General features: G+C 59.9%; 11 protein-coding genes. 3 read left to right on the plus strand and 8 right to left on the minus strand.

Features of this window, described 5'->3' with window-relative positions:
• Positions 1 to 170 precede the first annotated feature (170 nt).
• The gene (gene gbca, locus ACA073_RS24305; RefSeq protein WP_497404212.1) at positions 171 to 1,466 is read left to right on the plus strand and encodes a glycine betaine monooxygenase oxygenase subunit; all 1,296 of its coding nucleotides are present in this window, start codon (positions 171 to 173) and stop codon (positions 1,464 to 1,466) included.
• 811 nt (positions 1,467 to 2,277) lie between these two features.
• Here the strand turns inward: gbca and ACA073_RS24310 are convergent.
• From ACA073_RS24310 to ACA073_RS24345, 8 genes are all read right to left on the minus strand, one after another.
• Positions 2,278 to 3,441 (minus strand): retropepsin-like aspartic protease, encoded by a 1,164-nt coding sequence (locus ACA073_RS24310; RefSeq protein ID WP_497400058.1) that lies wholly within the window; start codon positions 3,439 to 3,441, stop codon positions 2,278 to 2,280.
• A 79-nt stretch (positions 3,442 to 3,520) separates the two neighbouring features.
• Positions 3,521 to 4,087: a GNAT family N-acetyltransferase gene (locus tag ACA073_RS24315; protein WP_497400060.1), complete on the minus strand. Its 567-nt coding sequence runs from the start codon at positions 4,085 to 4,087 to the stop codon at positions 3,521 to 3,523.
• A gap of 124 nt (positions 4,088 to 4,211) precedes the next feature.
• Positions 4,212 to 4,982, minus strand: a complete 771-nt coding sequence (gene etfB / locus ACA073_RS24320) for an electron transfer flavoprotein subunit beta (RefSeq protein WP_497400062.1) — start codon at positions 4,980 to 4,982, stop codon at positions 4,212 to 4,214.
• Between the two features lie 15 nt (positions 4,983 to 4,997).
• Positions 4,998 to 6,218, minus strand: a complete 1,221-nt coding sequence (etfA, locus tag ACA073_RS24325; protein WP_497400064.1) for an electron transfer flavoprotein subunit alpha — start codon at positions 6,216 to 6,218, stop codon at positions 4,998 to 5,000.
• Positions 6,218 to 8,167 carry a dimethylglycine demethylation protein DgcB gene (dgcB, locus tag ACA073_RS24330; RefSeq protein ID WP_497400066.1) on the minus strand — a complete coding sequence of 650 codons (1,950 nt, stop codon included), beginning with the start codon at positions 8,165 to 8,167 and terminating at the stop codon, positions 6,218 to 6,220. Before dgcB ends, etfA begins: the two co-directional genes overlap by 1 nt.
• 170 nt (positions 8,168 to 8,337) lie before the next feature.
• A complete protein-coding gene (gene dgcA, locus ACA073_RS24335) occupies positions 8,338 to 10,398 on the minus strand; it encodes a dimethylglycine demethylation protein DgcA (RefSeq protein ID WP_008151900.1) in 2,061 nt (686 codons plus the stop codon).
• Between the two features lie 15 nt (positions 10,399 to 10,413).
• Entirely contained in the window at positions 10,414 to 10,944 is a 531-nt protein-coding gene (locus tag ACA073_RS24340; RefSeq protein ID WP_010565965.1) for a DUF5943 domain-containing protein, read from the minus strand.
• 79 nt (positions 10,945 to 11,023) lie between these two features.
• Complete coding sequence (locus tag ACA073_RS24345) at positions 11,024 to 12,001, minus strand: dipeptidase (RefSeq protein WP_008033250.1); 978 nt, start codon at positions 11,999 to 12,001, stop codon at positions 11,024 to 11,026.
• A 220-nt stretch (positions 12,002 to 12,221) separates the two neighbouring features.
• On the opposite strand from ACA073_RS24345, the gene ACA073_RS24350 reads away from it, so the two are divergent.
• Positions 12,222 to 12,623: a lysozyme inhibitor LprI family protein gene (locus ACA073_RS24350; protein ID WP_497404214.1), complete on the plus strand. Its 402-nt coding sequence runs from the start codon at positions 12,222 to 12,224 to the stop codon at positions 12,621 to 12,623.
• A gap of 61 nt (positions 12,624 to 12,684) precedes the next feature.
• Positions 12,685 to 13,101, plus strand: a complete 417-nt coding sequence (locus ACA073_RS24355) for a DUF3010 family protein (RefSeq protein WP_497400069.1) — start codon at positions 12,685 to 12,687, stop codon at positions 13,099 to 13,101.
• Positions 13,102 to 13,107: the final 6 nt, after the last annotated feature.

Below are 13,107 nucleotides of genomic sequence, written 5' to 3' on the forward strand. Positions count from 1 at the left end.
TACCGGGGGTTGCGCGTCGGGAACAGAGTGGGCCATGTCGCTCGTGGATAAGGTTCTGGCGTGCGCCGGCCCCACACTCGCTCCACACAAAGACGAATTCTTTACACCTTGCGTTGCAAACCTGATCAGCCACTTTCGCGGCCATGCAGATGGCCTTGAGGAAACACATGATGGACGTCACCGCAAAAATCAGCCTGGGCGATCCGCTGGAACCCGCACGCAAGGCCACCGCGCAGATGCTGCAAGAGCGCGAGCGTACGTTCTCGCTGCCGCAGCCGTTTTACTCTGACGAGCGGCTGTTTGATATCGACATGCAGGAAATCTTCCAGAAAGAGTGGTTGATCGCCGGCATGACCTGCGAGATCCCGACCAAGGGCAACTACCTGACCCTGCAAGTCGGCAAGAACCCGATCATCGTGATTCGCGGCGCCGAGGGCGTGGTGCATGCGTTCCACAACGTCTGCCGTCACCGCGGTTCGCGGCTGTGCACCAGTGAAAAAGGCAAGGTCGCCAAGCTGGTCTGCCACTACCACCAGTGGACGTATGAGCTGGACGGTCGCCTGCTGTTCGCCGGCACCGAAATGGGCGCCGACTTCGACATGAAGGAATACGGCCTCAAACCGGTGAACGTGAAGACCGCCGGCGGCTACATCTTCATCAGCCTGTCGGAGAACCCGCCGGCCATTGATGACTTCCTGTCGACGCTGAACCATTACATGGAACCGTACGACATGGAGAACACCAAGGTGGCGATTACCACCACCTTGATGGAAAAGGCCAACTGGAAGCTGGTGCTGGAAAACAACCGCGAGTGCTACCACTGCAACGCGTCGCACCCGGAACTGCTGAAAACCCTGCTGGAATGGGACGACGTCACCGACCCGCGCGCCGACCAGGCCTTCAAGGATCACGTCGCCGCTTCCGCCGCCTCCTGGGAAGCCGAAAAGATTCCTTACGCCCACGCCAGTTTCGGCCTGCGTAACCGTATCGTGCGCATGCCGCTGCTCAAGGGCACCGTGTCGATGACCATCGACGGCAAACAGGGTTGCGCCAAACTCATGGGCCGCATCAAGAACCCGGATCTGGGTTCGATGCGCATCCTGCACCTGCCGCACTCGTGGAACCACTGCATGGGCGACCACATCATCGTCTTCACCGTGTGGCCGATCAGTGCGCAGGAGACGATGGTCACCACCAAGTGGATCGTGCACAAGGACGCGGTGGAAGGCGTGGACTACGACGTGGAGCGCATGCGCCAGGTCTGGGACGCGACCAACGACCAGGACCGTCGCCTGGCGGAAGAGAACCAGCGCGGGATCAACTCCAGCGCGTACCAGCCGGGGCCTTATTCCAAGACCTATGAGTTTGGTGTGGTGAATTTTGTGGACTGGTACAGCGAGCGGTTGTTGAACAATCTTGGGGCTGAACCGGCTCCTTACCTCAAAGGGGTTCCAGTTCAGGGCTAAGAGCACAAAGCAAAAGCTTCGTCGGAACGCCGCCCGGAGCAAGCCCGCTCCCACATTGGATCCAAGTCGTGCACAAATTTTTGTGAACAACACGGTCAAGTGTGGGAGCGGGCTTGCTCGCGAAGGCGCCCTCTTGATCACCGCACTTCTTCCTCCAATACACTCCGCTCTTTAGAACTGTACGAAATATGATCTATTTCGTTCAGCGCTATGCCGTTCGTGGCTTCCAGCCTTCAGCAAACAAGTTATCCACACTTCCACCCACAGCTAATGGGGACAAGTGTGCGATGCCCAATAACTTTCTCCACATAAACCGAAGAAAATCCGTGACTTATCCAGAAGCAATGTTTTGAACAGCGATTGGTTGTTTTTTGACCTAACGCCTGAAAGCCACGCAATACGTGACCTGTAGCGGATGGCGAACACCTTATCCACAGAAGCGCCAACAGACTTTGGGGGCAACTTCGGCGCCTCTGTGGAAAACCGCCGAAAGCTGCGATAAATCAGGGTTTGCACGAGGTTTATCCCTCTAAATCGGCAAGTTGATCATTTTTTAATCATGTAGCTGACAGGCCCGGGTTATATGGCCTGTAGCGGACAGCGAACATCTTATCCACAGAAGCGCCAACAGAGATTGGGGGCAAGTACGGGTGCGCCAGCAACGTTATGCTGGGGAAAAAGCTAAAAAAAACCGCGACTTAGGCTGGTTGTTTTTTGTACGAAGGCTGGCAGGGCTTGATTTGTATGGTGTGTAGCGAGGGGCGAACACGTTATCCACAGAAGCGCTAACAGGGATTGTGGGTAACCGTCATCAAATCCTGTTGAAACAGGACAGGCCCGAGGCGATGTCCAGATTCAACTCATAGTCATTGAACGCGCCCCACCCGAGCAGGATCGAAGGCACGTACTGCCCGAGCAGCATGGACGGCGGAATCGTATAGTCCGGGTAGTATTTATAGGTGATCGATCGGATGCGTCCGGACAGGCTCAACTCGCCCCTGTAGGTCCAGTGGCTCGGCGTGACGGTGACGTTGTCGGGTGAATGACCCGGCGAGGACGATGTCAGGTAATCCACATTGCCGGTGTCGATAATCGCCAGCGTCGCCCGACGATCCAGGCGCGCGGCGATGGTCAGTCTTTGATTGATGTCCATACTCACGTAGGTGATTGGCGAATCACATCGTGTGGGCGGTGCAGCGTTAACTTCCAGCGTCTTTTTCGTGACCTTCAAGCGCCCTGTTTTACCAATCAGATCAAGCCCCAACAAGTTATCCCGGTCACTGACAAATACCAGGACATTCCTGAATTCGCTTGCGCCTATCTTCAGGGATTTCAGGATTCCGAGTTTGGCAGCCAGGTCTCGCTCACCGTAAAAAGTGTTGTAGCCATAATGAGAGTCGGCTAACAAGGTGATGCCCATCAGCTTCGCGGTTTCGGTGTTGACCCGGGTTTGAGGGGATCCCGTGTCAAGAATGAACCGCGCCGAAACACCATTGGCCGCTTTGACATCGATGTAGGGCAGCGCTTCGTCCGTCACGTTGCCGCCACTGGGGTAAGGATGGATCGGCAGTACTTCGTGGCGCGTCGTTCTTCTCACCGAAAAATCGGCGACCTGGCGCAAGGTCGCGATTGATTCGCTGCCGAACGTGGAGAACAGCGCATTCAGTTCAGGGTCATTGGCGATGGCCAGAGCATGACGGCGCTTGATTGCCAGGTAGTAATCGGGAAGCTGGTTGGCGGCTTTGGCCTCGAACATTCTGGCGAGAACGGTCACGGAACAACTGAGGTTTTTATCAGCAGCCAACACCTGATCACAGTGTTGCTTCATTTGCGCCAAGGTCGCTTGCTGACCCTGCTCAGAGTCGATCCATTGATAAAAATCCGGATCCCCCTTGCGGATATCAGCGGCCGAGCCGAGTACAACAAGCATCACGCCGCAGATCAGACATGTCTCTCGCCGGCTGACCGCGTTCATCTGCAACCCATTCCTGAAAACGAGTTTTATGAATCAGCGCTGCTGCCCTCTCGGGCAGCTCATAGAGAAATGTAGCTCACTAGGGCCACTGCATGAGGTAGGCATCACCGGTCACCCGAATCATCGGGTGGGGCGTGATCTGGCAGGTATCGACGATTCGAAAGCCATGGCGTTCGTAGAACCGACGGGCGCCGGTGTTGACGGCGTAGTCGATCAGGCTCAAACCCTTGAGGCCCAACTGGTTGGCGCGCTCGTGAGCGTGCGCCAGGAACTGTTTGCCGAGGCCCTGATTGCGCCAGCCATCGTGCAGCGCCAGGCTGGAGATGTAGAGCGTGTCGGGGATTTCCATGTCGGCATAGGGTGCCAGCACCGGGTCGGTCGTGGGTTCGGCCAACGGATCGTAGCGCATTGTGTAACTGTGCATCATGCCAATGACGTGACCATCGGCTTCGGCAATCAGGCAGTTCTGGTAGGAGAAATCCACGTCGTCACGGGCGTAGCGGGCAGCCCCCACGTCCAGCAGATCCTGACCGTGCTCTGCCAGTTGGCTCCAGATGTAATCCGAAGCGCCTTCTGAGGAAATCTGGAACAGACGAGCAATATCCCGCGCATCCGCGCGCAGGGCCGAACGAAACTTAACGGTCATTATTTTTCCCTTGTGGGAGCGGGCTTGCTCGCGAAAGCGGTGTGTCAGGCAATATTAATGTCGACTGACACACCGCCTTCGCGAGCAAGCCCGCTCCCACATTTAGATCTGTGCTGATTGTCTGTTAGCGGACGACGCCTTCTTCGATCAGCAACTTGAGAATCACCTCGGCACCCGCTTGCGCGGTCACGCCTTTAAGCACTTGTCCGCCGCCGCCACTGGCTTTGGCCGTCGCGGCTTTCATCCGGTCCGCGCCGCTTTTCGCCTTGATCACTTTCAAGCGTTTAGGCCGGGGTTTGGCGGGTTGCAAGGTGGCGACCGTCAGCAATTCATCGTCGATCACTTCGACTTCATCCGCCTGCAATACCCCGCGCCGCGCCGGGCCGTAGGCGCTCTGCCGAGGCTTCGGCGCGGCGTTATCCACCGTCGCGAGAAATGGCAGCCGCACCTTCAAACGACGACGCTGACCACGGGGCAAGGCTTGCAGCACCAGCGCCGTACTGCCGTCGATGGATTCCACCTGAGCCAGCCCGACCACCAGCGGCCAGCCGAGGCTTTCGGCCAGCAGAAACGGCAGCATGCCTGAGCCTTCACCAGTTTCTGCCTGGCTGCCGGTCAGCACGACTTGCGCACCGGCATCGCGCAGATAGGCGGTCAACGCCGGCAATGCATCGGCGCCCTGGGGTTGTTCCAGTACATGTAGTTGCTCCAGGCCCATGCCCAGATAGGCGCGCAGCGCCGGCTCCGCGACATCGCCGGCATGCAGCACTTGCAGGTTGTCCCCCGCCAGTTGCAGACCCAGTTCCACCGCCCGCGCATCCTGCTCCGCGCGACGTGGCCGGCCGGAGGTCGGGTGGGCGCCGATGGACACCAGGCTGATGATTTTCGTGCTCATAACCCTTTCCTTCCCTTAAGCCGCATCGCGCTTGGCTTCGTTGCGGTATTCCTCTACCGCCGCGATCAAGGCTTGAAGAATCTCGGCGCTCTCGCCGATCACCGCCAGGTCGGCCCGTTTGATCATGTCGCAGCCAGGGTCGAGGTTGATCGCCACCACCTTGTCGCAGGCACCGATGCCTTGCAGGTGCTGGATCGCCCCGGAGATCCCCACCGCTACGTAAACGCGCGCGGTGACCCAGGTGCCGGACGCGCCGACCTGACGGTCGCGGGCCATGAAGCCATCGTCCACCGCCACACGAGAGGCGCCTTCGGTGGCGCCGAGTGCTTCGGCAGTCCTGTGGAAAAGTCCCCAGTCCTTGACCCCGTTGCCGCCGGAGAAGATGAACTCGGCTTCGGCCATCGGAATCGCTGCCGGGTCCACTGCCACGGCACCCAGATCTTCGATGCGCGAGAGGCTGCGCGCGACCGCTGTGGATAACTCCACTTGCATGGCTTCGTGACGGGTTTCGCTGACCGGTTCGGCGCATTCGGCAGCGGCCAGAATCAGGCGTGCAACTGGACGCGCAAGGTCTTGCAACCCCGCACCGGCGCGGCCGATGCATTCCTGATCCTTGACCTGCCAGACCCGTGTGGCCGGGCGTTCGCCCAGTGCAGCGGCAAAGCGTCGACCGAGTTCGCCGCCACCGCTGCGGCTGTCCGGCAGCAGCCAGTGACGCGGGCTGAACTGGTTATCCACAGCCCGCAGGCCCTGGACCCGTTGCTCCGGTGCATAACCGCTGAATTCGTCGCCTTCGAGTACCAGCAAGCGATCGACGCCAGCAGTGGCGAAGGCGTTTTCCTTGTGTTCGCCGAAGACCACGGCCAGTACCGCGCCGTCCTTGCCGGCCAACTGATGCGCCAGGCCGAGCAAGTCGCGGTCGTGGCTGCTCAAGCGGCCACCGACCATGTCCGGCACGACGCTGATGTAGAACGCCGGTTGCGGCACTTGATGTAGCGGCAATTGCACTTCAACGGCGGCCGAACGTTTGCTCGCCCCGCCCTGTTGCGCGCCGCTGCGGTCAATCCGTTTGATGCCGTTCGGGCCGATGAAACCGATGCCATGGAGATTTTTGCGGATGACGCCGTTCGGCCCCATCCAGCTGTGCTGCGCCGGTTGCATCGCCGCGTGCAGCGGGTGCAAGCGGTTACGGGCAATCCATTCGGCGCGGGGGTCGCGGCGGATAATGTCGCTCATCAGTGGGCCTCCGCAGGTTCACGTTGGGCCGGCGTGGTTGGTTTGCTCGGGGCTGCGTCTTCAAGCAATGCGTCCGCCACCAGTTCGGCGATGTCCTTGATCAGCGGCCGGGGTTCGACCACGCCTTCGAGCATCGCGGTGCACTGTGGACAACCCACGGCCACCAGTTCGGCGCCGGTTTCGCGGATGTCTTCCATGCGCATGTCGGGAATCCGTTGTTTGCCCGGAATGTCGGTGATCGGCGCGCCGCCACCGCCGCCGCAGCAGCGGGAACGGAAACCGGAGCGTTGCATCTCTTTCACTTCAATCCCGAGGGCGCGCAGCACTTCCCGCGGCGCCTCGTATTCGCCGTTGTAGCGACCGAGGTAGCACGGGTCGTGATAGGTCACGCTGCTGCCTTTGTGCTGGCCGAGATTGAGCGCGCCAGCGCTGATGATTTCGGCCATGTAAGTGCTGTGGTGCTGCACCAGGTAATTGCCGTCGAAAGCGCCGTACTCGTTTTTCAGCACATGAAAGCTGTGCGGATCGCAGGTGACGATGCGGTTGAAGCTGTATTTGGCCAGGGTCTGGATGTTGCGTTTGGCCAAGAGTTGGAAGGTCGCTTCGTCGCCCAGACGTCGGGCCACGTCGCCGCTGTCGCGTTCTTCGAGACCGAGTACCGCGAAGTCGACCTTGGCCGCTTTCAGCACTTTGACGAAGGCACGCAGGGTGCGCTGGTTGCGCATGTCAAAAGCACCGTCACCCACCCAGAACAGCACGTCGACCGACTTCTTCTCGCTGAGCAGAGTGAGGCTCAAATCCGCCGCCCAGTTCATCCGCCCGCCCGGCGCGAAACCGCCCGGGTTGTCGGTGGCGATCAGGTTTTCGAGGACTTCGGCGCCCTTGTTCGGGGTCGCGCCTTTTTCCAGGGTCAGATGGCGGCGCATGTCGACGATGGCATCGACGTGCTCGATCATCATCGGGCATTCCTCGACGCAGGCACGGCAGGTGGTGCAGGACCACAGGGTTTCCGCGTCCACCAGACCGTTGACGATCGGTTGATGCGGATTGCCGGCGTGTAAACCGACTTCTTTGCCAGGGTACGGACTGCCAGCGAATTTGGCATCGGTGCCGCCAGCCAGGCCAACGACCATGTCCTGAATCAGTTTTTTCGGGTTCAGTGGTTGGCCGGCGGCGAATGCCGGGCAGGCTGCTTCACATTTACCGCACTGCACGCAGGCGTCGAAACCGAGCAGCTGGTTCCAGGTGAAATCCTTGGGTTTTTCCACGCCCAGCGGTGCGGTTGGATCGTTGAGGTCCAGCGGTTTCAAACCGGTGGAACGACCACCGCCAAAACGTTCGGCGCGACGGTGCCAGGCCAGGTGCAACGCACCGGCGAAGGCGTGCTTCATCGGCCCGCCCCAGGTCATGCCGAAGAACAATTCCGAGACGCCCCACAGCACGCCAACCCCGAGAATCGCTGCCACCAGCCAACCGCCGAAGTTTTCCGGAAGGATGCCTGCCACCGGCAGGGTGACCAGGAAGAACGACGCCGAGAACGCCAACAGGCTTTTCGGCAAACGCATCCACGGGCCTTTGGACAAACGGGCCGGTGGGTTACGCCGACGCAGGTACACAAAGATCGCCCCGACGAACATCACCGCCGTCATCAGCAACAGTGCATAGCCGAGAAAGCGGTTATGCAGGCCGAAACCGTGAACCAGGATCGCCAGCACCGCAGACGCCACCGCACCACCGGCCGTGGCGACGTGGGTGTTGGCGATGTATTTGTCCCGCGCGACGACGTGGTGCAAGTCGACCATGTAGCGCTTGGGCATGGCGAACAGGCCGCCGATCAGGTCGACTTTCGAAGCTCGACCTCGACGCCACATAGCCACCCGCCGCAACGCGCCCAGAACCGCAAGGCCCAGGGCAGCGAACAACAGGATTGGAAGAAGGGTGTTCAACATGTGGAGCTCCCAAAGACCGCAGGGTCTTGCAGGCCAAACTACCTGGATGCCTTGCCCGATTCCTGTGGGAGCGGGCTTGCTCGCGAAAGCGGTGGGTCAGTCGACATCAATGTTGAATGTCAGTCCGCCTTCGCGAGCAAGCCCGCTCCCACAGGGTGATCCACAAGCTCTTAGAAATCCTTGCACAACCGCAGCGCGTCATAGATCGCCGCGTGGGTGTTGCGTTGCGCCACGCAGTCACCGATGCGGAACAGCAAGTAGCCGTCGCCCGCCTGACTCAACGAAGGTTGCGGCTTGATCGCGAACAGGGCTTCGATGTCCATCTGGCCTTTGTTGCGCGAGCCTTCCTTCATGGCGTAGTAGATTTCTTCGTCCGGACGCACGCCGTTTTCGACGACGACCTGGTCCACCACCCGCTCCTCTTTGGCGCCGGTGTATTCGTTTTCCAGCACCGCCACCAGCTTGTCGCCTTCGCGGTAGACCTTCTCCAGCATCATGTCGCCGGTCATGATCACTTCTTTCGGGTACATGCTGCGGTAGTACGTCGGGAACGATGTACCGCCAATCGCCACGCCCGGCTTGATGTCGTCGGTGACGATCTCGACCTGGCTGCCCTTGTCGGCAAGGAAGTCGGCGGTCGACATCCCGGTGAACTCGCAAATGGTGTCGTAGACCAGCACGTTCTTGCCCGGTGCAACCTTGCCATCAAGGATGTCCCAGCTGCTGACCACCAGGCCTTCCGCAGCGCCCCAATGTTCGTTCTGCTCCAGGAATGGATGACCGCCAACGGCGAGCACTACTACGTCCGGACGCAGGTCGAGAATGGTCGCCGCATCGGCTGCCACGCCCAGGCGCAGGTCGACTTTCAGACGCGCCAGTTCCAGTTGGAACCAGCGCGTGATACCGGCGATCTGGTCCCGTTGCGGGGCTTTCGAAGCGGTAGTGATCTGCCCGCCGATGAATTCTTTCTTCTCGAACAGGGTCACGTCGTGGCCACGTTCGGCGGACACGCGAGCCGCTTCCATCCCGGCAGGACCGGCACCGACCACCACGACTTTGCGTTTCACACCGGTCGATTTCTCGATGATGTGCGGCACGCCCATGTATTCACGGGAGGTGGCAGCGTTCTGGATGCACAACACGTCCAGACCCTGGTACTGACGGTCGATGCAGTAGTTGGCGCCGACGCATTGCTTGATCTGGTCAACCTGGCCCATCTTGATCTTGGCGATCAGGTGCGGGTCGGCGATGTGGGCGCGGGTCATGCCGACCATGTCCACGTAGCCGCCTTCCAGAATACGGGTCGCCTGGTTCGGGTCCTTGATGTTCTGCGCGTGCAGCACCGGGGCCTTGACCACTTCCTTGATACCGGCGGCCAAATGCAGGAACGGCTCCGGTGGATAACTCATGTTGGGGATAACGTTGGCCAGGGTGTTGTGGGTGTCGCAACCCGAACCGACCACGCCGATGAAGTCGATCATGCCGGTGTCGTCGTAATACTTGGCGATCTGCTTCATGTCCTCGTGTGACAAGCCATCCGGGTGGAACTCGTCACCGCACAGACGGATGCCGACGCAGAAATCCGGGCCGACCTCGGCCCGCACAGCCTTGATCACTTCCAGGCCGAAGCGCATGCGGTTTTCGAAGCTGCCGCCCCATTCGTCGGTACGCTTGTTGACTCGTGGGCTCCAGAACTGGTCGATCATGTGCTGGTGCACGGCGGACAGTTCGACGCCGTCGAGGCCACCGGCCTTGGCCCGCGCGGCGGCGCTGGCGTAGTTGCCGATCACCCGCCAGATTTCTTCCGGCTCGATGGTTTTGCAGGTCGCACGGTGCACCGGTTCACGGATGCCCGACGGCGACAGCAGGGTCGGCCAATGCTCGCCGTCCCAACGGGAACGACGGCCCATGTGGGTAATCTGGATCATGATCTTGGCGCCATGCTTGTGCATGGCATCGGCCAGGTTCTGGAAGTGCGGAATGATCCGGTCGTCGGCCAGGTTGACCGATTTCCACCAGCCTTGCGGGCTGTCGATGGCCACGCTGGAGGAACCGCCGCAAATCGCCAGGCCGATCCCGCCCTTGGCTTTCTCTTCGTAATACTTGACGTACCGGTCGGTGGTCATGCCGCCGTCGGTCGCGTAGACCTCGGCGTGCGCGGTGCTGAGCACGCGGTTGCGGATGGTCAGTTTGCCGATCTGGATCGGCTGGAACATTGCTTCGAAAGCCATGGCGGGTTCCTCGACTTACAACGGCTTGACGGTGAACAAACCGTCGTCGTGGCCTTCTTCGGAGCCACCGTAAACCTGTTCGGCAACGGTGCGAATGTTGCTGCCGCGGGCCTGCAGAATCTGGTCCATGGCGCCGGCAAACCAGCCGGTGAACATGTAGTCGACCTTGCGCCCGACCTTGCCGTACACATAGACGAACGCCGAGTGTTCGAGCTTGACGCTGGCGGTGCCTTTGTCGAGGTCGATGTCCTGGATCTTGAACAGACCCCAGCCGCGTTGCGACAGGCGCTTCATGTAATGTTCGAACACCGCGACGCCTTCCAGGCCGTGGCATTCGGCTTCTTTTTCACACCAGTGCCAGGCGGATTTGTAGCCGGCCTTGTAGAGGATCTCGGCGTAGGCTTCGGCGCCCAGAACCTCTTCGATGCCCATGTGGTTGTTGACGAAGAAATGACGCGGCACGTACAGCATCGGCAGGGCGTCGGAGGTCCAGACACCGGTTTCGCTGTCGACTTCGATTGGCAATTGCGGGGCGATCTTGGCCATGGAAACTTAACTCCAGAAAAATTTTGGTGTTGCCCCCGGCACGGACGGCCGGGGGAAAGGATTCAGAGGTTGCTGCGGCTTACTCGCCCCAAACGTCTTTCAAGACGTTGACCCAGTTCTCGCCCATGATCTTGCGGACCACGCGCTCGGAATGGCCGCGCTTGAGCAGGGTTTCGGTCAGGTTCGGGAACTCGCCGACGGTGCGGATGCCCAGCGGGTTGATGATCTTGCCGAAGCTGGTCAGACGGCGGGCGTAGCCCTTGTCATGGGTCAGGTATTCGAAGAAGTCCTGGCCATGGCCCTGGGTGAAGTCGGTGCCGATGCCGATGGCGTCTTCGCCGACGATGTTCATGGTGTATTCGATGGCTTCGGCGTAGTCGTCGATGGTCGAATCGATGCCCTTGGCCAGGAACGGCGCGAACATGGTCACGCCGACGAAACCGCCGTGATCGGCGATGAACTTCAGTTCTTCATCGGACTTGTTGCGCGGGTGAATTTTCAGACCCGACGGCAGACAGTGGGAGTAGCAGACCGGCTTCTTGGATTCGAGAATGACTTCTTCGGACGTTTTCGAGCCGACGTGGGACAGGTCACACATGACGCCAACGCGGTTCATCTCGGCGACGATTTCGCGACCGAAGCCCGACAGGCCGCCATCGCGCTCGTAGCAGCCGGTGCCCACCAGGTTCTGGGTGTTGTAGCACATCTGCACGATACCGACCCCGAGCTGCTTGAACACCTCGACGTAGCCGATCTGGTCTTCAAAGGCATGAGCATTCTGGAAGCCGAAGAGGATGCCGGTCTTGCCCTGTTCCTTGGCCTTGCGGATATCGGCGGTGGTGCGCACCGGAATCACCAGGTCGCTGTTCTCGCGGATCAGCTTCTGGCTGGCGGCGATGTTGTTGACAGTGGCCTGAAAGCCCTCCCACACCGACACGGTGCAGTTGGCCGCGGTCAGACCGCCCTTGCGCATGTCTTCAAACAGCTCGCGGTTCCACTTGGCGATAATCAGCCCGTCGATAACGATGCTGTCGGCGTGCAATTCGGCTGGGCTCATCAGGCTGTCCCCTATTAGCGATTCATGCGCCGAATCGTGTGCCGACGCTTTGGGGCCAGCATATGCCTGAGGACCGGTACAACCGGGTGCAAAAACGACAGAGGGTTTGCCGAAAGCGTCAATCCGCGACAAAGGGTCGTCGCCGGACGTCATGGGCCACCTGTTCAAGGGCTTCCGCATGGGCCAGAATTCGCGGCATTACGGAATTTGGGGTGAGGCAATGAAATCGATATTCCTGGCTTTGGCACTGATAGCGACCGGCGTACAGGCGGCTGAAGAGTCCGACAACAACCCCTGCGATGCGGTCGAAAACGACGTCCAGACCCTGGAATGCTCGGTCTACAGCCGAACCACCGCCGAAGACCTGCTCAAGGACAACTATCAAAGCCTGACCGAACGCATGCAAACGGCCCACGGCAAGAACCCGACGCAACTGGCCGACATCACCGCCAAAATCAAGGCTGCCCAACAGCAATGGCTAAAGACCCGGGACGCGGATTGCGCGGTTGAAGCATTTCCGGCGACCAGTGGCAGCAAGGCATTCACCATTGCGCAGAATGATTGCGTAGCGCGGATGAGTGATGAGCGGTCGGAGTTTTTGGAGTCGATTGGGCAGGAGTGATGCAAATTACCGATCAACTGGAGCTGTAAGATGCAGGCTTCAGCCAGCAAAGGGATTCAGCATGAAAATCTGCGGCATCGAAATCAAAGGCAGCGAAGCGATCATCGCCGTGGCCTCTCTCGACGGTCAGGCCTTGAGCCACGTCGCGCTGAACACCAAGAAAATCGCCCTCGACGATGATGACGAAGCCGCGAACGTCAAAGTCTTTGCCGCTCAGGTGGCGTCGTTCGTGCGTGAGAACTCCATCGACCGGATCGCGATCAAGAAGCGCAGCAAGAAAGGCGAGTTCGCCGGTGGGCCGACGACGTTCAAGATCGAGGGCGTTTTTCAGTTGCTGGAGAGTTGCGAGGTGACATTGCTGTCGCCGCAGACGATCAATGCGCAGAACAAGAAGTTTGATTTTGAGCTGCCGGCGACGCTGAACAAGTATCAGCATGAGGCTTACAAAGCAGCATGTTCGGCGCTGATGAAGAAGTAAATGCTA

Source organism: Pseudomonas sp. LBUM1670, from assembly GCF_059695695.1.

Excerpts from the sequence above, each read along its gene's own strand:
- gbca (WP_497404212.1), top strand. The coding sequence starts at position 171 with ATGGACGTCACCGCAAAAATCAGCCTGGGCGATCCGCTGGAACCCGCA.
- ACA073_RS24310 (WP_497400058.1), bottom strand. The coding sequence starts at position 3,441 with ATGAACGCGGTCAGCCGGCGAGAGACATGTCTGATCTGCGGCGTGATG.
- ACA073_RS24315 (WP_497400060.1), bottom strand. The coding sequence starts at position 4,087 with ATGACCGTTAAGTTTCGTTCGGCCCTGCGCGCGGATGCGCGGGATATT.
- etfB (WP_497400062.1), bottom strand. The coding sequence starts at position 4,982 with ATGAGCACGAAAATCATCAGCCTGGTGTCCATCGGCGCCCACCCGACC.
- etfA (WP_497400064.1), bottom strand. The coding sequence starts at position 6,218 with ATGAGCGACATTATCCGCCGCGACCCCCGCGCCGAATGGATTGCCCGT.
- dgcB (WP_497400066.1), bottom strand. The coding sequence starts at position 8,167 with ATGTTGAACACCCTTCTTCCAATCCTGTTGTTCGCTGCCCTGGGCCTT.
- dgcA (WP_008151900.1), bottom strand. The coding sequence starts at position 10,398 with ATGGCTTTCGAAGCAATGTTCCAGCCGATCCAGATCGGCAAACTGACC.
- ACA073_RS24340 (WP_010565965.1), bottom strand. The coding sequence starts at position 10,944 with ATGGCCAAGATCGCCCCGCAATTGCCAATCGAAGTCGACAGCGAAACC.
- ACA073_RS24345 (WP_008033250.1), bottom strand. The coding sequence starts at position 12,001 with ATGAGCCCAGCCGAATTGCACGCCGACAGCATCGTTATCGACGGGCTG.
- ACA073_RS24350 (WP_497404214.1), top strand. The coding sequence starts at position 12,222 with ATGAAATCGATATTCCTGGCTTTGGCACTGATAGCGACCGGCGTACAG.
- ACA073_RS24355 (WP_497400069.1), top strand. The coding sequence starts at position 12,685 with ATGAAAATCTGCGGCATCGAAATCAAAGGCAGCGAAGCGATCATCGCC.